The organism is Streptomyces sp. TRM70350, assembly GCF_019219825.1.
Lineage (GTDB): Bacteria > Actinomycetota > Actinomycetes > Streptomycetales > Streptomycetaceae > Streptomyces.
In genome coordinates this window covers 78,690-100,974 of the sequence record NZ_JAHUXH010000019.1, presented here as the reverse complement: position 1 = coordinate 100,974, position 22,285 = coordinate 78,690, and the positions used below count along the sequence as shown (strand labels likewise).

At 68.8% G+C, this 22,285-nt stretch carries 20 protein-coding genes; 12 read left to right on the top strand and 8 right to left on the bottom strand.

The window, feature by feature from the left end:
• Positions 1-84 precede the first annotated feature (84 nt).
• Together KWI83_RS25420 and KWI83_RS25415 are read left to right on the top strand one after the other, a co-directional pair.
• The gene (locus KWI83_RS25420) at positions 85-2,787 is read left to right on the top strand and encodes a transglycosylase domain-containing protein (protein ID WP_218516699.1); all 2,703 of its coding nucleotides are present in this window, start codon (positions 85-87) and stop codon (positions 2,785-2,787) included.
• A gap of 123 nt (positions 2,788-2,910) precedes the next feature.
• Positions 2,911-4,419: a glycosyltransferase family 87 protein gene (locus tag KWI83_RS25415; protein ID WP_218516740.1), complete on the top strand. Its 1,509-nt coding sequence runs from the start codon at positions 2,911-2,913 to the stop codon at positions 4,417-4,419.
• Positions 4,420-4,522: 103 nt separating this feature from the next.
• On the opposite strand, the gene KWI83_RS25410 is transcribed toward KWI83_RS25415, so the two are convergent.
• From KWI83_RS25410 to KWI83_RS25400, 3 genes are all read right to left on the bottom strand, one after another.
• Positions 4,523-5,554 carry an alanine racemase gene (locus tag KWI83_RS25410; RefSeq protein ID WP_218516698.1) on the bottom strand — a complete coding sequence of 344 codons (1,032 nt, stop codon included), beginning with the start codon at positions 5,552-5,554 and terminating at the stop codon, positions 4,523-4,525.
• A gap of 74 nt (positions 5,555-5,628) precedes the next feature.
• Complete coding sequence (gene femX / locus KWI83_RS25405; protein WP_218516697.1) at positions 5,629-6,750, bottom strand: peptidoglycan bridge formation glycyltransferase FemX; 1,122 nt, start codon at positions 6,748-6,750, stop codon at positions 5,629-5,631.
• Positions 6,751-6,940: 190 nt separating this feature from the next.
• Complete coding sequence (locus KWI83_RS25400; protein WP_218516696.1) at positions 6,941-7,252, bottom strand: hypothetical protein; 312 nt, start codon at positions 7,250-7,252, stop codon at positions 6,941-6,943.
• 263 nt (positions 7,253-7,515) lie between these two features.
• On the opposite strand from KWI83_RS25400, the gene rpsF reads away from it, so the two are divergent.
• From rpsF to rplI, 4 genes are all read left to right on the top strand, one after another.
• The gene (gene rpsF, locus KWI83_RS25395; protein WP_009189556.1) at positions 7,516-7,806 is read left to right on the top strand and encodes a 30S ribosomal protein S6; all 291 of its coding nucleotides are present in this window, start codon (positions 7,516-7,518) and stop codon (positions 7,804-7,806) included.
• 75 nt (positions 7,807-7,881) lie between these two features.
• Complete coding sequence (locus KWI83_RS25390; RefSeq protein ID WP_218516695.1) at positions 7,882-8,457, top strand: single-stranded DNA-binding protein; 576 nt, start codon at positions 7,882-7,884, stop codon at positions 8,455-8,457.
• A gap of 57 nt (positions 8,458-8,514) precedes the next feature.
• Positions 8,515-8,751: a 30S ribosomal protein S18 gene (rpsR, locus tag KWI83_RS25385; protein ID WP_003949403.1), complete on the top strand. Its 237-nt coding sequence runs from the start codon at positions 8,515-8,517 to the stop codon at positions 8,749-8,751.
• 18 nt (positions 8,752-8,769) lie between these two features.
• Positions 8,770-9,216, top strand: a complete 447-nt coding sequence (rplI, locus tag KWI83_RS25380) for a 50S ribosomal protein L9 (protein ID WP_218516694.1) — start codon at positions 8,770-8,772, stop codon at positions 9,214-9,216.
• A gap of 210 nt (positions 9,217-9,426) precedes the next feature.
• On the opposite strand, the gene KWI83_RS25375 is transcribed toward rplI, so the two are convergent.
• Positions 9,427-10,764, bottom strand: coding sequence for an MATE family efflux transporter (locus KWI83_RS25375; protein ID WP_218516693.1), 1,338 nt, complete (start codon positions 10,762-10,764; stop codon positions 9,427-9,429).
• A 459-nt stretch (positions 10,765-11,223) separates the two neighbouring features.
• Between KWI83_RS25375 and dnaB the strand changes: the two genes are divergently transcribed.
• The 3 genes from dnaB to KWI83_RS25360 all read left to right on the top strand — a co-directional run bounded on the left by dnaB (position 11,224) and on the right by KWI83_RS25360 (position 14,641).
• Complete coding sequence (gene dnaB, locus KWI83_RS25370; protein ID WP_218516692.1) at positions 11,224-12,699, top strand: replicative DNA helicase; 1,476 nt, start codon at positions 11,224-11,226, stop codon at positions 12,697-12,699.
• A gap of 40 nt (positions 12,700-12,739) precedes the next feature.
• Entirely contained in the window at positions 12,740-13,141 is a 402-nt protein-coding gene (locus tag KWI83_RS25365; RefSeq protein WP_218516691.1) for a hypothetical protein, read from the top strand.
• A gap of 114 nt (positions 13,142-13,255) precedes the next feature.
• Entirely contained in the window at positions 13,256-14,641 is a 1,386-nt protein-coding gene (locus KWI83_RS25360) for a serine hydrolase (RefSeq protein WP_218516690.1), read from the top strand.
• A 128-nt stretch (positions 14,642-14,769) separates the two neighbouring features.
• Here the strand turns inward: KWI83_RS25360 and KWI83_RS25355 are convergent, their stop codons facing one another.
• Both KWI83_RS25355 and KWI83_RS25350 read right to left on the bottom strand, forming a co-directional pair.
• Positions 14,770-15,222 carry a GNAT family N-acetyltransferase gene (locus KWI83_RS25355; protein WP_218516689.1) on the bottom strand — a complete coding sequence of 151 codons (453 nt, stop codon included), beginning with the start codon at positions 15,220-15,222 and terminating at the stop codon, positions 14,770-14,772.
• Between the two features lie 9 nt (positions 15,223-15,231).
• Positions 15,232-15,690: a MarR family winged helix-turn-helix transcriptional regulator gene (locus KWI83_RS25350; protein ID WP_218516688.1), complete on the bottom strand. Its 459-nt coding sequence runs from the start codon at positions 15,688-15,690 to the stop codon at positions 15,232-15,234.
• A gap of 142 nt (positions 15,691-15,832) precedes the next feature.
• Between KWI83_RS25350 and KWI83_RS25345 the strand changes: the two genes are divergently transcribed.
• A complete protein-coding gene (locus KWI83_RS25345) occupies positions 15,833-17,041 on the top strand; it encodes an MFS transporter (protein WP_218516687.1) in 1,209 nt (402 codons plus the stop codon).
• A 152-nt stretch (positions 17,042-17,193) separates the two neighbouring features.
• Positions 17,194-17,616 carry a heme-binding protein gene (locus KWI83_RS25340; RefSeq protein WP_218516686.1) on the top strand — a complete coding sequence of 141 codons (423 nt, stop codon included), beginning with the start codon at positions 17,194-17,196 and terminating at the stop codon, positions 17,614-17,616.
• Positions 17,617-17,683: 67 nt separating this feature from the next.
• On the opposite strand, the gene KWI83_RS25335 is transcribed toward KWI83_RS25340, so the two are convergent.
• Complete coding sequence (locus tag KWI83_RS25335; protein ID WP_218516685.1) at positions 17,684-18,550, bottom strand: GNAT family N-acetyltransferase; 867 nt, start codon at positions 18,548-18,550, stop codon at positions 17,684-17,686.
• Between the two features lie 1,781 nt (positions 18,551-20,331).
• Between KWI83_RS25335 and KWI83_RS25330 the strand changes: the two genes are divergently transcribed.
• Entirely contained in the window at positions 20,332-21,678 is a 1,347-nt protein-coding gene (locus tag KWI83_RS25330; RefSeq protein WP_374106376.1) for a globin domain-containing protein, read from the top strand.
• Positions 21,679-21,690: 12 nt separating this feature from the next.
• Here KWI83_RS25330 and KWI83_RS25325 read toward each other — a convergent pair whose 3' ends face one another.
• A complete protein-coding gene (locus KWI83_RS25325) occupies positions 21,691-22,173 on the bottom strand; it encodes an NUDIX domain-containing protein (protein WP_171118419.1) in 483 nt (160 codons plus the stop codon).
• Between the last annotated feature and the right edge of the window lie 112 nt (positions 22,174-22,285).

Here is a 22,285-nt window from a genome sequence, read left to right as displayed (position 1 = left end):
CCACATCCGTACTTCGGGGGGACCGGAAACCAGCCGCCGTTTCCAGGCGCGCCAGGGTGCGCCTGCCCTAGGAGTAGTCGTTCGATGAGCGAGCACCGTCGCAAACCGCCGCAGCCGCAGGGAGGCGGACGTGCCGCGGCCCGACGCGGCCAGTCCGGTTCGTCCTCCGGCCGCCGTGCGGCACCGCGAGGCGCCACCGGGTCTCCTTCCGACGCGTACGGGTCGGGTTCCTATGGGCCGGGAGGAGAGGGGCGGCCGTCCGGCGGCCGCGCCGAGGCCCGGCGCGCGGCACAGAGAAGTGGTGGCGGTCGTCGCAGAGCGGCCGACCCCGGCCGGGGCAGCCGGCGCGCCGGCGCAGCGGGACCGGGGCGGGGCCGCGTGGCGGCCTCCGACAGGAAGCGGATCATCGACTATCCGCGCGCGGGCAAGTACGGCTGGCGCCGCTGGGCCCCCTCCTGGAAGCTCGTCTCCGGCCTGTGTCTCGGCTTCTTCGGGAGCATGGTCGCCGTCGCGGGCATCGGATACGCCATGGTGGGCGTCCCGGACGTGGCGAAGGCCGCCAAGGCGCAGAACAACGTCTACTACTGGTCCGACCGCACCGAGATGGTGTCCACGGGCGGGGAGACGAACCGGCAGATCATCAATCTGTCGCAGATCCCCAAGAACATGCAGTACGCGGTCATCTCCCAGGAGAACAAGACCTTCAAGACGGACAGCGGCATCGACCCGAAGGGCATCGCCCGCGCGGTGTTCAACATGGCTCGGGGCGGCGAGACGCAGGGTGGTTCGACCATCACCCAGCAGTACGTCAAGAACGCCATGCTGGACGACCAGTCGCAGACCCTCACCCGTAAGTTCAAGGAGCTCTTCGTCTCCATCAAGGTGGGCGCCTCCGTCCCCAAGGACAAGATCATGGAGGGCTATCTCAACACCGCGTACTACGGCCGGAGCGCCTTCGGTATCCAGGCGGCCGCGCGCGCGTACTTCAACAAGGACGCCATCGACCTGAACGCGGGCGAGTGCGCCTTCCTGGCGGCCATGCTCAAGGGCGCCACGTACTACGACCCGGCCGGCGCGACGTCCATCGACCCCGCCGCCACGCCGGACGCCAACAAGAGGCGGGCCCTGACCCAGATGCAGGACACGCTGGACAAGATGGTCGAGTACGGTCATCTGAGCGCCACGGAGCGAGCCAAGTACACCGGGCTGCCCAAGGTCGAGAACCCGCGGGCGAACAGGGCGCTGAGCGGCCAGATCGGTTACCTCGTGGACCTCGCCAACGGCTACCTGGTCAACAACAGCGAGACGACCGGCGTGACCGAGCGCAAGCTGCGGGAAGGCGGCCTCTCGATCTACACCACCTTCGACAAGAAGAAGGTCGATGAGCTCGAAAAGGCCGTCACGAAGGTCCAGAAGGCCAACATCGACCCCAAGAAACGCCCCGAGACGGACACGCACGTCCAGTTCGGCGGCGCTTCCGTGGATCCGGCGACCGGTGCCATCGTGGCCATCTACGGCGGTGAGGACGCGACCAAGCACTTCACCAACAACGCCAACGAAACCGGCGCCCAGGTCGGATCGACGTTCAAGCCCTTCGTGCTCGCGGCGGCCATGAAGTGGGGCGTCCGCGATCCCGACCTCGGTCCCACACAGGCCCAGGACGAGCGCACCGTCGTCTCCCCGAAGAGTCTGTACAACGGCAAGAACAAGCTCAAGATCAAGAACTACGACGGGTCGGTCTGGCACAACGACAAGGGCGAGGAGTGGCTGCAGGTCAACGACGGTGACGAGACGTACGGCGACCCACCGAACTACCAGATCGACCTCCGTGAGGCGATGCAGTTCTCGGTGAACTCGGCCTACGTGCAGCTCGGCATGGACGTCGGCCTGGACAAGGTCAAGGAGGCGGCCGTCGACGCAGGTGTGCTGGAGAGCAGCCTGGCCGGTATTGAGTACCCGTCGTTCTCCCTCGGCATCTCCGACCCCAGCGCGATCCGCATGGCGGGCTCGTACGCCACCTTCGCGGCCAGCGGCAAGCAGCGTGACCCGTACTCCGTGCAGAAGGTCACGGACAAGGACGGCACGCTCTACGAGCACGAGGTGCAGGACAAGGAAGCCTTCAGCGCGAAGGTCGCCGACAACGTCACCGACGTTCTGAAGACCGTGGTCGAGGAGGGTACGGGTACCAACGCCCAGCTGACGGGCCGGGAGGTGGCCGGTAAGACCGGTACCACCGATGGCAACAAGTCGGCCTGGTTCGTCGGCTACACCCCCCAGCTGTCGACCGCGATCAGCATGTTCCGGTATCCCGACGACGAGAACATCAAGAACCGCACGTTTCTGGAGATGTACGGAACAGGCGACCAGAAGTCGATTCACGGTGCCTCGTTCCCGGCGGAGATCTGGCACGACTACATGGAGCAGGCCCTGAAGGGCGAGCCGGCGAAGAAGTTCCCGGAACCAGAGCCCATCGGCGAGGTGGTCAACGAGCTGCCGACGCCGACGCCGACTCCCACAGTCACCGAGACCGAGGAGGAGGAAAGCCCGTCGCCGACCCCGACGCCCACTGAGTCCGAGGTCACTCCCTCGCCCTCGGTGAGCGACACCTGTGATGCCTTCGACTGGACCTGCCAGGACACCGGTGGCACGGAGACCGGCGGTACGGACACCGGCGGCACCGACGGTGGCGTGACCTCATCACCCGAACCTACGGATACCGGTGACGAGAACGGCAACGGCAACGGTAACGGCAACGGAGGTGGCCTCTTCGGAGGCCCGACCGGGTAGCCGCCGTATCGCCCGTCGAGGGTGTTTCACGTGAAACCGAGATGGGTGTTTCACGTGAAACAAGGGCCGCCGCACCGCTCAGGTACGGCGGCCCTCGGCGTACTCCTAGACATGTACGGCAGGATGTGGCCCATGCCCAGTGCAGAATCGACGCAAGCGAGCGTCCACGAGCCGGACCTGGTGCGGCCGACCAGGGAGGACGAGGTCGCCGCGGCCGGCAGTGAGCTGATCGGCGGTCCCCTCGGGCGACGCGCCCTCCTCGGGAGGTCCTGGTGGACTCCCGTGCGGGTGATCGCGCTGGTGGCGGTCGGTATGTTCGCCCTCGGACTGGTCCAGAAAGCGCCCTGCTACAACGGCGCCTGGTTCTTCGGCGCCAGTTCGCAGTACACGCACGCGTGCTACTCGGACATCCCGCACCTCTACAGCGGGCGTGGCTTCGCCGACGGGCTCGTGCCGTACTTCGACAGGCTCCCGGGCGACATGGAGTACCTCGAGTACCCGGTGCTGACCGGTGTGTTCATGGAGGTTGCCACCTGGCTCACACCCGGCACCGGCAGCATGCAGGACCAGCAGCAGTGGTACTGGATGGTCAACGCCGGGATGCTGATGGTCTGCGCGGCCGTCATCGCCGTCTGCGTAACCCGTACGCACGCCCGGCGTCCCTGGGATGGTCTGCTGGTCGCCCTGGCGCCCGCTTTCGCGCTGACCGCCACCATCAACTGGGACCTGCTGGCGGTCGCTCTGACGGCCGCGGCGATGCTGATGTGGTCACGGGGCAGTTCCCTGGCCTTCGGCGTGCTGCTGGGGCTCGCCACGGCCGCCAAGCTCTATCCCCTCTTTCTGCTCGGGCCGCTGTTCGTGCTGTGCTGGCGTGCGGGCAAGTGGCGGGACTTCGGCAAGGCGCTGGCGGGCGCGGTCGTCGCCTGGCTGGTCGTGAACCTGCCGGTGATGCTCTTCGCCTTCGACGGCTGGTCGAAGTTCTACACGTTCAGCCAAGAGCGGGGTGTCGACTTCGGTTCCTTCTGGCTGATCCTGGTCCAGAACTCCACTGACCCGTTCAGCACCGAGACGGTCAACACCCTCGCAACACTGTTGATGCTGCTGTGCAGCGTCGGCATCGCGGCACTCACCTTCACCGCGCCGCGCCGTCCGCGCTTCGCCCAACTGGCCTTCCTGATCGTCGCGGCGTTCATCCTCACCAACAAGGTCTACTCGCCGCAGTACGTCCTGTGGCTGGTCCCGCTGGCCGCGCTGGCCCGGCCGAGGTGGCGGGACTTCCTGATCTGGCAGGCGTGCGAGGTGGCGTACTTCCTGGGGATCTGGATGTACCTGGCGTACACGACCAGCGGAGACGCCCACAAGGGGCTGCCGACCGACGGCTATCACTGGGCGATCGGCGTGCACCTGCTCGGCACCCTGTACCTGTGCGCTGTCGTCGTGCGCGACATCCTCATGCCGGACCGGGACGTGGTGCGCCAGGGCGGCGAGGACGACCCCTCGGGAGGTGTGCTCGACCGGGCGGAGGACGTGTTCGTCCTCGGCTCCGCCGCCCATCCGCCGCGGCATGCCGCCCAGTTCGACGCACCTCAGGTGGAGTGGGGCAGCGGGAAGTCGGCCGACAGTTCGCTTTGAGCGAACGCCCTTCGGGGCGTCGTAGGCCCGGAGCCGCGCCATGAGAGAGGCCGTACACGGAGATTCGTGTACGGCCTTCCGGCTGTCGTGGACGGCGCCGCCGTCAGCGGTCGACGAGGCGGTCGAACTGCGTGGTGGTATGCCGCAGATGGGCCACCAACTCGTCACCGACCTTCGGCTCCGAGGCGTCCGCCGGGACGAACAGGATGGACACCTGCATGTGCGGCGGCTCGGCGAACCAGCGCTGCTTGCCGCCCCAGACGAACGGCGAAAGGTTCCGGTTCACCGTGGCCAGGCCGGCGCGCGCGACGCCCTTGGCGCGCGGCATGACGCCGTGCAGGGCCTTGGGGGCCTCCAGGCCCACCCCGTGCGACGTACCGCCCGCCACGACCACCAGGAAGCCGTCTGAGGCCGCCTTCTGCTGCCGGTAGCCGAAGCGGTCGCCCTTGGAGACGCGTGTGACGTCCAGGACCGCGCCGCGGTACTCGGTGGCGTCGTGGTCCCCCAGCCACAGCCGGGTGCCGATGCGGGCGCGGAAGCGGGTCTGCGGGAACTGCTGCTGCAGCCGGGCGAGTTCGTCGGCCTTGAGGTGGCTGACGAACATCGTGTGCAGCGGCAGCCGGGCCGCGCGCAGACGGTCCATCCAGCCGATGACCTCCTCGACGGCGTCCGACCCGTCGGTGCGGTCCAGCGGCAGGTGGATGGCGAAGCCCTCCAGCCGGACGTTCTCGATGGCGGCGTGCAGCTGCGGCAGGTCCTGCTCGCTGATGCCGTGCCGCTTCATCGAGGACATCACCTCGATGACCACGCGGGCACCCACGAGGCCGTACACGCCGTCGACCGACGACACCGAGCGGATGACGCGGTCGGGCAGCGGTACGGGCTCCTCGCCGCGCCGGTACGGCGTCAGCACCAGCAGGTCACCGCCGAACCAGTCCTTGATGCGCGCGGCCTCGTACGTCGTGCCCACGGCGAGGATGTCCGAGCCCAGCCGTGTGGCCTCCTCGGCGAGGCGCTCGTGTCCGAAGCCGTAGCCGTTGCCCTTGCAGACCGGGACGAGCCCTGGGAACTGCTCCTGCACGTGCTTGTGGTGCGCCCGCCAGCGCGCGGTGTCGACGTAGAGCGTGAGCGCCATGGCCGGACCTGGAACCTTTCTCGTGGCTGCGGTGTATCAGAGGTGTGGAAGCTATCGAAGCAAATGCCAGGGGCTCAGCGGCGCGACATGTAGATGTCGAGCGCCTTGTGGAGCAGCTTGTTCAGCGGGAAGTCCCACTCGCCGAGGTACTCGGCGGCCTGCCCGCCCGTGCCGACCTTGAACTGGATCAGTCCGAAGAGGTGGTCGGACTCGTCCAGCGAGTCGGAGATGCCGCGCAGGTCGTAGACGGTGGCGCCGAGCGCGTAGGCGTCGCGCAGCATCCGCCACTGCATCGCGTTCGAGGGCCGGACCTCACGGCCGATGTTGTCCGAGGCACCGTAGGAGTACCAGACGTGCCCGCCGACGATCAGCATCGTCGCCGCGGACAGGTTCACGCCGTTGTGACGGGCGAAGTACAGCCGCATGCGGTTGGGGTCCTCGCTGTTGAGGGCCGTCCACATGCGCTCGAAGTACGCCAGCGGGCGGGGCCGGAAGTGGTCGCGCACGGCCGTGATCTCGTACAGCCGCTGCCACTCCTCAAGGTCGTGGTAACCGCCCTGGACGACCTCGACGCCGGCCTTCTCGGCCTTCTTGATGTTGCGGCGCCACAGCTGGTTGAAGTCCTTGTGGACCTCTTCCAGGGAGCGGTTGGCCAACGGAACCTGGAAGACATAGCGGGGCTGTACGTCGCCGAAGCCGGCACCCCCGTCCTCGCCCTGCTGCCAGCCCATACGGCGGAGCTTGTCGGCGACCTCGAAGGCGCGCGGCTCGATGAAGTCGGCCTCGATGTCCCGCAGGCGCTTGACGTCCGGGTCCTGGATGCCCTTCTTGATGGACGCGGCCTCCCAGCGCCGGATGATCACCGGCGGGCCCATCTTCACGGAGAAGGCACCCTGCTGCTTGAGGTGGGCCAGCATCGGCTGGATCCAGTCGTCGAGATTCGGCGCGAACCAGTTGATGACCGGGCCCTCGGGGAGATAGGCGAGGTAGCGCTTGATCTTGGGCAGCTGGCGGTAGAGGACCAGGCCCACGCCGACCAGCTCGCCGGTCCGCTCGTCGAACCAGCCGAGGTTCTCCGCACGCCATTCCGCCTTGACGTCCGCCCAGGCCGGAACCTGCATGTGACTCGCCGACGGCAGGCTCTGGATATAGGCCAGATGCTGCTCTCGACTGATGGTCCTCAGGGTCAGGCTCATTCGGGGCGCTCCTCGGGCTGGTGTGTCCCCATGGGTTCAGGGGCTCCGGCTCTCGCGCCGAAGCCTACTGCGCCCCACGAGCGCCCAGACTGGGCGTGCGCAACCTTCGCCCCGGCCTGTCGCGGCCGCGGCGGTGAGCGCTGTGCCCCGAGGGGCTCAGCGCGGTGTCAGAACTGGGTGGTCGGGCGGGTCAGAACAGCCCGCCGAAGAGGCCTCCGTGGGCCATGCCCAGGAAGAAACCGATGGCCGAGGCGCCGAGGCCCAGCACCAGTCCGAAGCGTTCGCGGGTCGTCTCCGAGATCCACTGGCCGTACGCCCCGGTGACGATTCCCACCAGGCCGGTCCAGGAGCTGATCAGGTGAAGGCCGTCGAACATCGCCGTCACGAAGGAGACCACTCCGAGTACCAGGGTCACCGCGAGCAGTGCGTCCTGGACGGGATGGCGCCTGCCGTCCGTGGCGAAGAGGGATCCGGCGGTGTTGGGTCGCAATGCCTGTGCCATGGGGCACCTCCTGCGGAAGGCGGCGCATGATAGCGCCATACACACCCGATGTGTACAGATTGACGGCCACCACGGCCGGATTTCAACCGGAAGCCGGTGTGCGGGTAGGCTGTACCGTCTGCACCGGTGTCTGCCCAGGCCGCGGCGGGACGTCCCGATCGGACCCCCAATTGTCAGTGGCGGCCGATACCGTTGCGTACGCATCACAACCCTCCTGCCACGGAACGACCGTGGCCGCTGAGTCCAAAGGAGGTGGGTTCCACATGCGTCACTACGAGGTGATGGTCATCCTCGACCCCGATCTCGAGGAGCGCTCTGTCTCCCCGCTGATCGAGAACTTCCTTTCTGTCGTCCGTGACGGTGGCGGAAAGGTCGAGAAGGTCGACACCTGGGGCCGTCGTCGTCTCGCGTACGAGATCAAGAAGAAGCCCGAGGGCATCTACTCGGTCATCGACCTGCAGGCCGAGCCTGCGGTCGTCAAGGAGCTCGACCGCCAGATGAACCTGAACGAGTCGGTCCTCCGGACCAAGGTCCTCCGCCCCGAGACCCACTGAGCTTCCGCTCAGCTGATCCCGGGATTCGAGTAGCACCACAAGCAGCCAGCAGCAAACCCGCCGAGAGGTTCCCCCATGGCAGGCGAGACCGTCATCACGGTCATCGGCAATCTTGTCGACGACCCCGAGCTGCGCTTCACCCCCTCCGGTGCGGCGGTCGCGAAGTTCCGTGTCGCGTCCACGCCCCGCACCTTCGACCGCCAGACCAATGAGTGGAAGGACGGCGAGAGCCTCTTCCTGACCTGCTCGGTATGGCGCCAGGCGGCGGAGAACGTCGCCGAGTCGCTCCAGCGAGGCATGCGCGTCATCGTGCAGGGCCGGCTGAAGCAGCGGTCCTACGAGGACCGTGAGGGTGTCAAGCGCACGGTCTTCGAGCTGGACGTCGAGGAAGTCGGCCCCAGCCTGCGCAACGCCACGGCCAAGGTCACCAAGACCACCGGTCGAGGTGGCCAGGGCGGTTACGGCGGCGGTGGCGGCCAGGGTGGCGGTGGCTGGGGCGGTGGCCCCGGTGGCGGCCAGCAGGGCGGCGGCGCTCCGGCCGACGACCCGTGGGCGACCGGCGCTCCGGCCGGTGGCGGCCAGGGTGGCGGTGGCTGGGGCGGTGGCTCCGGCGGCAGCGGTGGCGGCTACTCGGACGAGCCTCCCTTCTAGGCCTCAGGGCCGAGGGTGGGCCGTACCCACACTTCTTGATCACACAGGAGACACACCATGGCGAAGCCGCCTGTGCGCAAGCCGAAGAAGAAGGTCTGCGCTTTCTGCAAGGACAAGGTCACGTACGTGGACTACAAGGACACGAACATGCTGCGGAAGTTCATTTCCGACCGCGGCAAGATCCGTGCCCGCCGCGTGACCGGCAACTGCACGCAGCACCAGCGTGACGTCGCCACGGCCGTCAAGAACAGCCGTGAGATGGCGCTGCTGCCCTACACCTCCACCGCGCGATAAGGGAAGGGTGACCGACTCATGAAGATCATCCTCACCCACGAGGTCTCCGGCCTCGGTGCCGCGGGCGACGTCGTCGACGTCAAGGACGGTTACGCTCGCAACTACCTGATCCCGCGGAAGTTCGCTATCCGCTGGACCAAGGGTGGCGAGAAGGACGTCGAGCAGATCCGTCGTGCTCGCAAGATCCACGAGATCCAGACCATCGAGCAGGCCAACCAGGTCAAGTCTCAGCTGGAGGGCGTCAAGGTCCGCCTGGCCGTCCGCTCCGGCGACGCCGGTCGTCTCTTCGGTTCCGTCACCCCGGCCGACATCGCCTCGGCGATCAAGGCTGCCGGTGGCCCCGAGGTCGACAAGCGCCGCATCGAGCTCGGCGCGCCGATCAAGACGCTGGGCGCCCACGAGACGTTCGTGCGTCTGCACCCAGAAGTTGCCGCCAAGGTCAACATCGAGGTCGTCGCTGCGTAAGCGCGGCGCTCGCTGAAGCAGTGAGTGGGGCCGCATCCTTCGGGGTGCGGCCCCACTCGTGTGTTGGGTTCGGTGTCTCTTATTCGGTGTCTCCTATGGCGAGCGGACGGCGGTGGGTGTTTCACGTGAAACATCGTCAATCGGGCGCCGTTTCACGTGAAACATGAGCGTGACGCACCCTCCCGTCCTGCTTCTTGCCCGACGGCTTACTCAGCGCGTCGCGCCCGTGACGAGCCAGCGGCCCGAGCGTGTGCGCAGCCACAGGGTGAACATGCGGACCGTCATCATCAGGGTCATGGTCGCCCAGAGCGCGGTGAGCCCGCCGCCGACGGTGGGCACGAGGAGCGCCACAGGAGTGAAGACTGCCAGGGTGAGGAGCATCGCCCAGGCAAGGTACGGGCCGTCGCCCGCTCCCATCAGGACGCCGTCCAGGACGAAGACCACGCCGCAGATCGGCTGGGAGAGCGCGACCACCAGCAGGGCGGGGAGAGCGGTGTCCTTCACGGCGGAGTCGGTGGTGAACAACGGGAGGAAGGCCGGGCGGGCCACGACGACCAGGACGCCGAGTAGGAGGCCGACCGCGATGCCCCACTGCACCATGCGGCGGCAGACATCCCGGGCTCCCTGGGTGTCGTCGGCGCCGAGATAGCGTCCGATGATGGCCTGCCCGGCGATCGCGATGGCATCGAGCGCGAAGGCGAGCAGGCTCCACAGGGAGAGGATGATCTGGTGGGCCGCGATGTCGGCGTCGCCGAGGCGGGCGGCGACGGCTGTCGCGATCATCAGGATGGCCCGCAGCGAGAGGGTGCGCACGAGCAGGGGCGCTCCGGCCTGTGCGGAGGCCCTGATACCCGTGGCGTCCGGGCGCAGCGAGGCGCCGTGCCTGCGGGCTCCGCGGACGACGACCACCAGGTAGACGGCGGCCATGCCGCACTGGGCGATCACGGTGCCCCAGGCAGAGCCGGCGATGCCGAGGCCGGCGCCGTAGACAAGGACAGCGTTGAGGACGCCGTTGGCGACGAAGCCCGCGACGGCGACGTAGAGCGGCGTCCTGGTGTCCTGCAGACCGCGCAGGACGCCGGTGGCGGCGAGGACGACGAGCATGGCGGGGATGCCGAGGGATGAGATCCGCAGGTATGTGGTCGCGTAGGGAGCCGCGGTGTCCGAGGCGCCGAAGAGTTCCACGAGGAACGGTGCCGTGGGCAGGACGACGGCGATGACGCCGGCGCCGAGCAGCAGGGCCAGCCAGATGCCGTCCATGCCCTGACGGATCGCCGCCGGGAGTTCTCCGGCGCCGACTCGCCGGGCCACGGCTGCCGTGGTGGCGTAGGCGAGGAAGACGAAGATGCTGACGGCGGTCGTGAGGAGTGCTGAGGCGATGCCGAGTCCGGCGAGTTGGGCCGTGCCCAGGTGGCCGACGATCGCGCTGTCGGCCAGGACGAAGAGGGGCTCGGCGACCAGTGCGCCGAAGGCCGGGACGGCCAGCGAGACGATCTCTCGATCGTGTTGTCGCCGGGTGGCCCTGGGGGGCGCGGGAGCCTGTGTCATGAGCACCAATCTAATCTTCCACAGGTAAGAGACGCAATGTCATTGTGCCCCTTACTAAACCTGTCGTCGTGTGTACTGTCGTGCACTGTTCGACGCGATCTTGAGCCGACTGGGGAAGTTTTTCTTCTGCACAGCCGGTGGATGGGAAAGGTGCAGGTCAGGCGCAGTTTTGAGGCGGCGGTGCGGGCTTGTTCACAGGCCTGTCCACCGGGTCGTGCACAGGTTTTGCGGAGTTCTCCACAGCATCGGGGCGGTCGTCCACATGGCCTGTGGATAACCAGATTGGCTGACGGTGCCCGGGGGCCTAACGTTGTCCGGCGCCCGCTCCCTCCGCCGGCTGTGGAACCGTCACAAAACCGACGCGTCAGAACCGGAGCTGGGCCTCTTAGTTGTCAGTGCCGTGCCGTAGAAATGAGGGGCACGGCGAGGTCCGCTCGGCGGACGGGAGGAGGTGGCTCGGTGAGTATTTCCGAGCCCTTGGACGACCCGTGGGCCGACAGCGGTCCCAGCGATCGTCTGCCCTCCCGCCGCCGTGGGGATGGCGGCCGGGGTCGCGAAGAGCAGCATGAGCGGGGCCGGGACAACAGCGCCTGGGATGGCGGGGGTTCGTCCTTCGAGCGGGTTCCGCCGCAGGACCTCAACGCCGAACAGTCCGTGCTGGGCGGCATGCTGCTGTCCAAGGACGCCATCGCCGACGTTGTGGAGATCCTCAAGGGACACGACTTCTACAAGCCGGCGCACGAGACGATCTACCAGGCGATCCTCGACGTCTACGCCAAGGGCGAGCCGGCCGACCCGATCACGATCGCCGCCGAGCTCACCAAGCGCGGCGAGATCAACAAGGTCGGCGGCGCATCGTATCTGCACACGCTCGTCCAGACGGTGCCGACGGCGGCGAATGCCGAGTACTACGCGGAGATCGTCCACGAGCGGGCCGTGCTGCGCCGCCTCGTGGAGGCAGGCACCCGTATCACGCAGATGGGATACGCGGCCGACGACGACGTCGACGAGATCGTCAACCGGGCCCAGGCCGAGATCTACGCGGTCACCGAGCAGCGCACCAGCGAGGACTATCTGCCGCTCGGCGACATCATGGAGGGCGCGCTCGACGAGATCGAGGCGATCGGTTCACGCACCGGTGAGATGACCGGTGTGCCGACGGGTTTCACCGACTTCGACTCGCTCACCAACGGTTTGCATCCGGGCCAGATGATCGTCATTGCCGCGCGTCCCGCGATGGGCAAGTCGACGCTCGCGCTGGACTTCGCCCGAGCCGCGTCGATCAAGCACAACCTGCCGAGTGTCATCTTCTCGCTTGAGATGGGGCGCAACGAGATCGCGATGCGTCTGCTGTCCGCCGAGGCCCGTGTCGCGCTGCACCACATGCGCTCCGGCACGATGACCGACGAGGACTGGACGCGGCTGGCCCGCCGGATGCCGGATGTCTCCGCGGCTCCGCTCTACATCGACGACTCCCCGAACCTGTCGATGATGGAGATCCGCGCCAAGTGCCGCCGCCTCAAGCAGCGCAACGACCTCCGGCTGGTCGTCATCGACTATCTCCAGCTGATGCAGTCCGGCGGTTCCAAGCGCGCCGAGAGCCGTCAGCAGGAGGTCTCGGACATGTCCCGAAACCTCAAGCTCCTGGCCAAGGAGCTGGAGGTCCCGGTCATCGCGCTCTCCCAGCTGAACCGTGGCCCCGAGCAGCGCACCGACAAGAAGCCGATGGTCTCCGACCTGCGAGAATCCGGCTCTATCGAGCAGGACGCCGACATGGTCATCCTGCTGCACCGCGAGGACGCCTACGAGAAGGAGTCGCCCCGCGCGGGTGAGGCGGACCTGATCGTGGCCAAGCACCGAAACGGCCCCACCGCGACCATCACGGTAGCCTTCCAGGGCCACTACTCGCGTTTCGTGGACATGGCTCAGACCTGACCTCCGGCCGTGCGGGAAGCCGCTGCTAGATTCGGCGGCCATGCGATCACGTGAGTACGACCTGGACTTCCGCGACAAGGCCAGTCGGATACGCGCCTGGGGGATCTGCCTGTTGGTAGTGGCCGGGGTTCTGTGGACATGGTGCGGCGTACTGCTGCTCGCCCCTTATGAGGTCGATCGGAAGCCTGACGACCAGTACCCCGAGGAGTGCGAGTCACGGTTGCTGACGGAGGGCGGTACGGCCAACGAGGGGCTCTCCAAGGGTGATTACTGCGAGAACGAGCGCGACTGGCCCGAGGCCCTGGCCGTGCTCGGGCTGTCCGTGCCGGTGTCGTCGGCAGGTGTGGCGCTCTTGACCATCGGCACGGTGAGCCGACGGATGAGCGCGCACGCCGAGGCCATGCGCGAGCTGGACAAGATCGCGGACGCACGTAAGGCGTAGCTCTCCTGGCCGGGCATCCGCAGGTCTCCTCGGGATGCCGCGCGTCTGCCGCACATCTGCCGCGCGAGGAGAAATGGGCTCGACGTCTGTGGTCCGGCCCGATGGACTGGGGGCATGACTACATCTCAGGAAGGCTTGCTTCCCGGCACGCGCCGGGCGTTGCTGCACCGGCTTGCCGTGGCTCAGTCCGAGGGGCGTGCCCCGTCGATGGTGGCGGCTGTCGTGCGGGACGGGCGGGCCGTGTGGCACGGGGCGCGGACATCGGTGGATGGGCAGCTGCCGGACGAGCACGTGCAGTACCGGATCGGTTCGATCACCAAGACCTTCACCGCGGTTCTGGTGCTGCGGTTGCGCGACGAGGGCCTTCTCGACCTTGGCGACCGGCTGGAGAAGCATCTGCCGGGTACGAGTGCCGGCGAGGCCACCATCGCCGAACTGCTGGCGCACACCAGCGGGCTGGCCGCCGAGTCTCCCGCGCCCTGGTGGGAGCGCAGCCCGGGCTCGCTGCGCCCGGAGCTGGCCGATGTGCTCGGTGAGCATCCCTTCCTGCATCCGCCCGGGCGGCGTTTCCACTACTCGAACCCCGGCTACACGCTGCTGGGTGCGCTCGTCGAGAGGCTGCGCGGTGCCCCCTGGGAGGACGTGCTACGGCGCGAAGTGCTCGAACCCCTGGGCCTCGACCGGACGAGTGCGCGGCCGTCGGCGCCGCACGCCGGTGGCTGGGCGGTGCATCCGTGGGCTGATGTGCTGATGCCGGAGCCCACTGAGGATCTCGGGCGGATGGCTCCTGCCGGTCAGCTCTGGTCGACCACCGGGGACTTGGCGAGGTTCGCCGTGTTTCTGGCGCGGGGCGATGAGCGGGTGCTGAGTGCGGAGACCGTACGGGAGATGCGGGCCCCCGCGGCGCCGGCCGAGGCCGTGGACATCGCCGACGGAGTGACGTACGGACTCGGGTTGCAGATCCAGCACCGGGACGGCCGGCTGCTCGTGGGCCACTCCGGCTCGCTGCCGGGATTCCTGGCGAATCTCACTCTGAGCGTGGCGGACGACGTGGCGGCGGTGGTGCTGGCCAACTGCACCTCCGGTCCACTGCTGTCGACGGTGGGTGCCGACCTCGTACGCATCGTGGCCGAGGCCGAGCCGCGCATCCCCGAACCGTGGCGCCCGCTGCCTGAAGCCGATTGGACCGTGTTGGAGTTGGTGGGCCAGTGGTACTGGGGGACGTACGCTTTCGGCCTGCGCTTGACCGGAGGAGGCGGGGTGTCGCTGGAGCCGCTGTCCGGCAAGGGGCGTGGCGCGCGCTTCCGGGCCAACGGGGACGGCACCTGGACCGGGTTGGAGGGCTACTACGCCGGGGAGCTGCTGCGGCCCGTTCGGCGGGCGGACGGGTCCGTGAGTCACCTGGACCTAGGGTCGTTCGTGTTCACACGTCAGCCGTACGACAAGGCAGCGGACGTGCCGGGTGGAGTGGACCCGGAGGGATGGCGGGGGATCGGTTAGGGATCCGCGCTCAAGGCGCGAGCAACGCCGTCTCAAAGCGCGGAGCAAGGGCCATGTTTCACGTGAAACATGGCCCTTCGTTGCGCAGGGCCCGCTCGCTGTTGCGCAGGGCCCGCTGACTTCTCAACTCAGAGCTGGAGCTTGAAACCCACGTGGGACGCCGTGAAGCCGAGCCGCTCATAGAAGCGGTGGGCATCCACACGGGAGTTGTCGGACGTCAGTTGCACCAACTGGCAGCCCTGCCTGCGGGACTCCTCGATCGCCCACTCGATCAGCTGAGTGCCCAGCCCGCTTCCACGCTCGTCGGCGTGGATGCGGACACCCTCGATGATCGATCTGGTGGCGCCCCGCCGGGAGAGCCCGGGAATGATCGTGAGCTGAAGCGTGCCGACGACGCGGCCTTCGCGAACGGCGACGACGAGGTGCTGGTTCGGGTCGGTGCCGAGGCGCTCCAGCGCGGTCCGGTACGGGGTCGGGTCGTCCGGTGACTCGCGCTGCGCGCCCAGCGGGTCGTCGGCGAGCATGCCGACGATCGCGGGGAGGTCGTCCGTGACCGCGGCCCGTATCTCAAGATCTCCCATGCCCGCACCCTATGCGGGCACGCTCACCGACTCCACGACCCGGACCAGCGGGGCAAGCTCGGGGTTCTTGGCCGCCTCGTCGAGCGCCTCGCGCAGAGCGGCGTCATTGGTCGGCCGCGCCTCCTCCAGCAGCTTCAGACCTGCCTCGGTCACGTTGGTGTAGATGCCACGGCGGTCGGTGGGGCACAGATAGCGCTCCAGCAGACCGCGGTCCTCAAGCCGGGTGACCAGCCGAGTAGTGGCGCTCTGGCTGAGGACGACCGCGTCGGCGACCTGCTTCATCTGCAGATGCCCGCCGTCGCCGTCGTGCTGCCGGCTGAGCACGTCGAGCAGGGAGTACTCGCGCACGCTCAGGCCGTGCTTTGCCTGCAGGGTGCGCTCGATGCGCGCCTCGATCCTGCCGTGCAGCAGGGAGAGGGCGCACCAGCCCTGGGCGAGGGCGGTGAGCGCGGGGTCCGTCGCTGTCATTGGCGTTTCCTCCGTCCCGGAGCGGCTGAATCCAGGATAGAGCAACCACGCAATAGCCAGCTGTTGCATGTAGCCCGCGTATGCAATAATTGTCGACGCTCGCAAAGCGCTCCTGTAATCGTCTGGGAAGGTGCAACCCTCCATGCCTCTCGCGCTTCTGGCCCTCGCGATCGGGGCCTTCGGCATCGGCACGACCGAGTTCGTGATCATGGGCTTGCTGCCCGAGGTCGCGAACGACTTCGGGGTCTCCATCCCGACGGCCGGCTTCCTGGTGACCGGCTACGCGCTCGGCGTGATGTTCGGCGCCCCGCTGTTGACCGTGCTCGGCACCAAGGTCTCCCGCAAGCGGATGCTGATGATGCTCATGGGTCTGTTCATCGTCGGCAACCTGCTCTCCGCCCTTGCCCCCGCCTTCGCCGTGATGCTCATCGGCCGTGTGGTCGCCTCACTCGCCCACGGTGCCTTCTTCGGCATCGGCTCGGTGGTCGCCGCCGAGCTGGTCGCCCCGGACAAGAAGGCCGGAGCCATCGCGATGATGTTCACCGGCCTGACCGTCGCCAATGTCGTCGGCGTCCCGCTCGGCACGCTCGTCGGACAGTCCCTGGGCTGGCGCGTCACCTTCGCCATCGTCGCCGCGCTGGGTGTCGTCGGCCTGGCCGGCATCGCCAGGCTCGTCCCCGAGATGCCCAAGTCCGAGGGCGTCCACCTGCGGCACGAAGTGGCCGCCTTCAAGAACGTTCAGGTACTGCTCGCCATGGCGATGACCGTCCTCGGCTTCGGCGGCGTGTTCGCGGCCATCACCTACATCGCGCCGATGATGACCCACGTCGCCGGCTTCGCCGACGGCTCCGTCACCTGGCTGCTGGTCCTCTTCGGCCTCGGCATGGTCGGCGGCAACCTCGTCGGCGGCAAGTTCGCCGACCGCGCCCTGATGCCGATGCTGTACGTCTCCCTGGGCGCCCTCGCGGTCGTGCTCGCGCTCTTCACGCTCACAGCGCACGACAAGATCCTCTCGGCCGTCAGCATCGCGCTGATCGGCGCCCTGGGCTTCGCGACCGTCCCGCCGCTGCAGAAGCGCGTCCTCGACCAGGCGCACGGCGCGCCGACCCTCGCCTCCGCGGTGAACATCGGCGCCTTCAACCTGGGCAACGCCCTCGCCGCCTGGCTCGGCGGCCTCGTCATCGCGGCCGGACTCGGCTACACCGCCCCCAACTGGGTCGGCGCCGTCCTCGCCGCGGCCGCTCTGCTCCTCGCCGTCCTCTCGGCCGCGCTGGAGCGTCGGGAGAGCACGCCGAGCGCCGTCGTCGCGGTCGGAGGCCCCGCTGAGGAGCGGGCCGCCGTCCACCACTGACCGCGCCGGACGCGGCGGGACCGTACGCCCGCCGTACGTCCCGCACCGCCCACTCACCACTGGACCGAGCCGGGCCCACCTGGGGCCAGGGCCGTCCCCGCGCCGCCCGGCCGAACACCTCACCAGCAGCACACGCAAGGAGAGACACCGCAATGAGCACCACCACCGCCGTCGCGCCCCTGACCATCCAGGACGCCGAGGTTCTCGTCACCGCGGCCCGTCGGGCCGCCGAGGCGGCCGGAGCGACCGTCAGCGTCACCGTCCTGGACGCCGGCGGGCACCCGCTCGCCTTCCGGCGCGACGACCGGGCCGTGCTGATCTCCGGCGAGACCAGCACCCGCAAGGCGTACACCGCCCTCCAGTTGAACGCGCCGACCGCCGACCTGGTCGACGCGGTCAAGCCCGACGGGCCGTTCCACTCCCTGCAGACCGCGCTCGACCGGCCGTTGCTGTTCATCGCGGGCGGACTGCCGATCCACCGTGGCGGGCGGCTGATCGGGGCCATCGGAGTGGGCGGCGGCACGCCGGAGCAGGACCATGCCTTCGCCACGGCCGCCGCGGAGGCGCTCGCCTGACGCAGCTCCGTTTGCCGACGACAGGACGCCGGTTCCCCAGGGGACCGGTGTTCTCCCTGCCCTGACCTCAGCCCGCTGCCACCGTCAGCGGGGCGAAGCGACGGCTCCAGTCACCCGGGAGTTGCGCCACCCCGTACGTCATCACCGCGTTGAACGTGATCGAGGCCAGGCCGCGATCCTTTGCCCACGCCAACAGTTCCTCGTGCCGGACGTCGATGTCGGTGCGCAGCGGACGGTCGGTGTGGGCGGCGAGCGAGGTGATCAGCGCCTTGGCCGTCTCCGTGTCCCGGGCGATCAGTGGGCCGACGACATGCGTGTTCATGTTGGGCCAGGCAGCCGCGTAGCCGATGATCCGGCCGTCTTCCTCGGCGACCCGCACCTGGTCGGCGAAGGCGGGCAGGCGCGTGATGATATGCGTGCGGTCGGCGCCGAACACCTCGGCGTCGATGCGGAGGATCTTGGTGAGGTCCTCGCCTGTCGCAGGGCGGGTGGCCACCCTCGGCTCGGGTCCGCCGGGCATGAAGAAGCCGCGCAGCATTTCTGCGCGGCCGGTGACCTTGAAGCCGAGTTCCTCGTAGAGCGGGCGACCATTCGGTGTCGCGTGCAGTGTCAGTGGCGTGGTGCCCATCGTCGCCACCACGTGCTGCATCAACCGGCGCCCGACGCCCTGGCGTGCGTGCCGCTCGGCGACCAGCACCATCCCCACGGCTCCGAGCTCCGGGCGTTCCTGCGGCCCGTACTCGGTGACCGCGCAGGCGGCCACGAGCCCTCCCTGAGGGTCGTCGATGCCGTATCCCTTCCCGGCGGTGAGGAGGAAGCTCCATTTGTGTTCCTCGCGCGGCCACCCCCGGTCCTCGGACAAGTCGGCGCAGACCTTGAGATCGCGACGGGTCAGACGGCGGATCGGCAGAGCAGCGAGGGAAGGAGTAGGCACGCAGGTCAGGCTGTCTGACGGGTGCCCTTGACGTCCACCTGTTTCGGCAGAGACGTACGCCCTTTTGGCCAACTCGTAGGGCAGGGCGGGGCGCATGGACAAGCGCGGGATGTTTCACGTGAAACATCGGCGAACGGCGAGCAACGGGTGCACGCACTGTGGGCGGGCCTTACCGAGGCGTATGTGACGGCGATTCACTGCGGATTGACATCTGACACCGGCCTCGCGGCCCACTCGTACGCAGAGAGGGATCTGTGGGATGCCTATGAACTGGTGCGGAACGCCCCGTAGTTGTGGGGAATCGCTGGATCGCCCCATAGTCAAATGCGTGGTCGTGGAAGGGGGTACTTGTGTGCGGGGCGGTGGCCGGTATGGTCGACTCCGGTTCCCGTACGGGGTGCGGAGCGTGTTTCCCGTGGGGGCCGTGAGCAGGGCAATGCAGCCTAACGGGACGGAGAGATCGAAGACCCGCATTCTCGGTTAAGCGGCCGGGCGTCCAGGTGAAGTGGAATGCTCGGTGAGAACACTGCGGCCAATGTCACACTCTCGTCCTACTTGTCCGTACGCGATGGGAACAAGGGTTGACTATGGCTGCGTTGGCCGCGACGCCGAACGGGAACAGCAGCCGGCTGCGGAGGAAGCAGGCATCTTCCGACCGAGGAAGTGCGCAGACCGACCGAAAGATGTTCGAGGCGAGGCACACCATGGACGCTGCGACCACCACGTCGGCCGACAACGGCCCTTCGGACGGCGGTGGCGGCTGGTTCACGCCGCGCAAGAAGCCGGTGCCGACTCAGGGGACCGAGCGGGAGGCCGTGGACGGTCGCCGCCTGGCCGGAATGCGCCCGGTGGGCCGGGGCACGCCAGGCACCGACGCGGGCGCGCCGACCGACGAGGCCGTACCGGACGCCACCTCGCAGCACACGGAGCCGTACGGCCATCTCGAGGTCGACGAGCCGCTTGCCCGGCCCTACGTCACCGAGACCCTCTCCCGGCCGCATACGACGGCCTCGGCCGCCGACGGCCAAGCCCGCCCGCCGCTCGGCGCCCCGGGCGAGGGTGGCGCGGGTGGCGCGGCTGAGCGGACGCCGCAGGTACGGGACACGGGGGCGCTGTGGGGGCGGGAGGAAGAGACGCCTGGGGCCACCGCACCGTATGCGGTGGCCGGGCCCCGCCCCCCGGAGCCGCACGTGCGAGCGGACGAGCCGGGGCCGCTTGGGCCGCCGCAGGCCCCGCAGGCAACACCGTCGGAAGCCTTCGCCACGTCACCCGCCCACGGTGCCGGTCCCGCCGCCACCGACGTCGTGGCGGATCCCGCGCGAATAACCGGGGCGGCCGTATCCATGCCCACGCCGCCCCCGACCCGCACCGAATCGCTGCCCTCCGACCAGCGCGCGGCAGCCCTCACCGAGGCCCCGCCCGCCCCGCACCGCGTGCCCACCCAGCGTCACGCCCCGGCAGACCACGCCGAGCCGTCCCTGTTCACGACTGGTGGGAAGCCCTCCGCCGCTCCGGCCCCGCACGCCGAAGCGTCCGCCGCCCCGGCGGCCCTGCACGCCGAGCCGTCGACCGCCCCGGCGGCCCCACACGTCGGGCCATCCGACGCCACGACGGCCCCGCACACCGAGCCGTCGAGCCGCGATCCGCACCCACAGCCGCAGGCGCCCAAGTCCGCCCCGCACCCGCACCGGGAGGCGCCGAGCCCCGCCCCGCACCCGCACCGGGAGGCGCCGAGCCCCGCCGCGCACCTGCACTCGGAGCCCCCCGGCCCCGCCGCGCACCTGCACTCGGAGCCCCCCGGCCCCGCCGCGCACCTGCACTCGGAGCCCCCCGGCCCCGCCGCGCACCCGCACCCTGAGGCACCCAGCCCCGCTCCGCACCCGCACCGGGAGGCGCCGAGCCCCGCCGCGCACCCGCACGCCACACCAACCGGCACCGCCGCGCAAGCCGCCCCCTCCAGCCCGGCCCCGCACGCCGAACCGTCCTCCACCGCCTCCGCCCCCCAAGAGGACGCCTCACCGGACGCCGTCCTCATCCGGCGCACCATGGCCACGGTCGCCCCCGTCGCCGCCAAGGTCACCTCGTACTTCTACGCCCTGCTCTTCGTCCGCCACCCCGACCTGCGCCCCCTGTTCCCCGCCGCGATGGATGCCCAACGGGACCGCCTGCTCAAGGCGTTGCTCACCGCCGCGGAGCACATCGACAACACCGACGTACTCGTCCCCTATCTGAAGAACCTGGGCCGCGGCCACCGCAAGTACGGCACGCGGCCCGAGCACTATCCGGCCGTCGGCGAGTGTCTGATCGGGGCACTGAGCCGGTACGCCGAGTCCGTCTGGGACGACGAGACGGAGGCGGCCTGGGTACGGGCGTACACGACGATTTCGCAGGTCATGATTGACGCGGCGGCCGCGGACGAACTGCGCTCCCCGGCCTGGTGGTACGCGGAGGTCGTCTCGCACGACCTGAGGACCCCGGACGTCGCGGTCATCACCGTCCGCCCGGACCAGCCCTACCCCTTCCTCGCCGGGCAGTACACGAGCCTGGAGACACCGTGGTGGCCGCGCATATGGCGGCACTACTCCTTCGCCTCCGCTCCCCGCTCCGACGGACTGCTCAGCTTCCATGTGAAGGCGGTCCCGGCGGGCTGGGTCTCCAACGCCCTGGTGCACCGCGCCCGGCCCGGCGACGTCATCCGCCTCGGCCCGCCCGCCGGTTCGATGACCGTGGACCACACCACCGACAGTGGCCTGCTCTGCCTGGGCGGCGGCACGGGCATCGCGCCGATCAAGGCCCTGATCGAGGACGTCGCCGAGCACGGCGAACGGCGACCGGTCGAGGTCTTCTACGGCGCCCGCACCGACCACGACCTGTACGACATCGACACGATGCTCAGGCTCCAGCAGACGCACCCCTGGCTCTCCGTGCGCGCGATCATCGACCAGCAGGCACACATCCAGCTCCCCGACGCCATAAGGGAGTACGGCCCCTGGAACGAGTACGACGCCTATCTCTCGGGCCCGCCCGGCATGATCCGCAGCGGCGTGGACGCCCTGCGGGACGTCGGCATCCCGTCCGAGCGCATACGGCACGACTCCGTGGAGGAACTCGTCGCCGCCGGAAGCTGAACGCCGACCAGCTCACCCAAGATCGGGCGCGTGCATGGCCCGTACGCCCTCGATGTTCCCGTCGAGGTAGTGCCGCAGCGACAGCGGTACGAGATGCACGGAGGCGATCCCGACGCGGGTGAACGGCACGCGTACGATCTCGTACTCGCCTGTGGGCTCGTCGACCTCGGGACCGTGCCGCAGGGACGGATCCATGGATTCGAGCCGGCAGACGAAGAAGTGCTGCACCTTCACGCCGGTCGCGCCGCCGTCCTCGCCGATGTGCTCGACGGTGTCCACAAAGCACGGCACGACATCGGTGATCTTGGCGCCCAGCTCCTCGTACACCTCGCGGTGCAGGGCGTGGACGACGGTGGGGTCACCGGGGTCGACCCCGCCACCGGGAGTGACCCAGTAGGGATCGACACCGGGCTTGGTGCGCTTGATCAGGATCAGGTCGTCACCGTCCAGGAGAACGGCACGGGCGGTGCGCTTGACCACGGGTCGGACGGTCATGGGAGAAATGTGGCCCGACATGTTCCACGTGAAACATTGCGAATCGTGACCCGTCGGGCCCGGGGAGTGAAGCCCCCGGGCGCCTGGATCAACACCTGCCGGGCGTCCGGAT

Bases quoted from the DNA above. Each gene is read 5' to 3' on its own strand.
- KWI83_RS25345 (WP_218516687.1), top strand. From the start codon at position 15,833: ATGCCTCTCGCGCTTCTGGCCCTCGCGATCGGGGCCTTCGGCATCGGC.
- rplI (WP_218516694.1), top strand. From the start codon at position 8,770: ATGAAGATCATCCTCACCCACGAGGTCTCCGGCCTCGGTGCCGCGGGC.
- KWI83_RS25415 (WP_218516740.1), top strand. From the start codon at position 2,911: ATGTGGCCCATGCCCAGTGCAGAATCGACGCAAGCGAGCGTCCACGAG.
- KWI83_RS25340 (WP_218516686.1), top strand. From the start codon at position 17,194: ATGAGCACCACCACCGCCGTCGCGCCCCTGACCATCCAGGACGCCGAG.
- KWI83_RS25360 (WP_218516690.1), top strand. From the start codon at position 13,256: ATGACTACATCTCAGGAAGGCTTGCTTCCCGGCACGCGCCGGGCGTTG.
- KWI83_RS25355 (WP_218516689.1), bottom strand. From the start codon at position 15,222: ATGGGAGATCTTGAGATACGGGCCGCGGTCACGGACGACCTCCCCGCG.
- KWI83_RS25375 (WP_218516693.1), bottom strand. From the start codon at position 10,764: ATGACACAGGCTCCCGCGCCCCCCAGGGCCACCCGGCGACAACACGAT.
- KWI83_RS25365 (WP_218516691.1), top strand. From the start codon at position 12,740: ATGCGATCACGTGAGTACGACCTGGACTTCCGCGACAAGGCCAGTCGG.
- femX (WP_218516697.1), bottom strand. From the start codon at position 6,750: ATGAGCCTGACCCTGAGGACCATCAGTCGAGAGCAGCATCTGGCCTAT.
- KWI83_RS25400 (WP_218516696.1), bottom strand. From the start codon at position 7,252: ATGGCACAGGCATTGCGACCCAACACCGCCGGATCCCTCTTCGCCACG.
- rpsF (WP_009189556.1), top strand. From the start codon at position 7,516: ATGCGTCACTACGAGGTGATGGTCATCCTCGACCCCGATCTCGAGGAG.
- KWI83_RS25350 (WP_218516688.1), bottom strand. From the start codon at position 15,690: ATGACAGCGACGGACCCCGCGCTCACCGCCCTCGCCCAGGGCTGGTGC.
- KWI83_RS25420 (WP_218516699.1), top strand. From the start codon at position 85: ATGAGCGAGCACCGTCGCAAACCGCCGCAGCCGCAGGGAGGCGGACGT.
- KWI83_RS25325 (WP_171118419.1), bottom strand. From the start codon at position 22,173: ATGACCGTCCGACCCGTGGTCAAGCGCACCGCCCGTGCCGTTCTCCTG.
- KWI83_RS25410 (WP_218516698.1), bottom strand. From the start codon at position 5,554: ATGGCGCTCACGCTCTACGTCGACACCGCGCGCTGGCGGGCGCACCAC.
- KWI83_RS25390 (WP_218516695.1), top strand. From the start codon at position 7,882: ATGGCAGGCGAGACCGTCATCACGGTCATCGGCAATCTTGTCGACGAC.
- rpsR (WP_003949403.1), top strand. From the start codon at position 8,515: ATGGCGAAGCCGCCTGTGCGCAAGCCGAAGAAGAAGGTCTGCGCTTTC.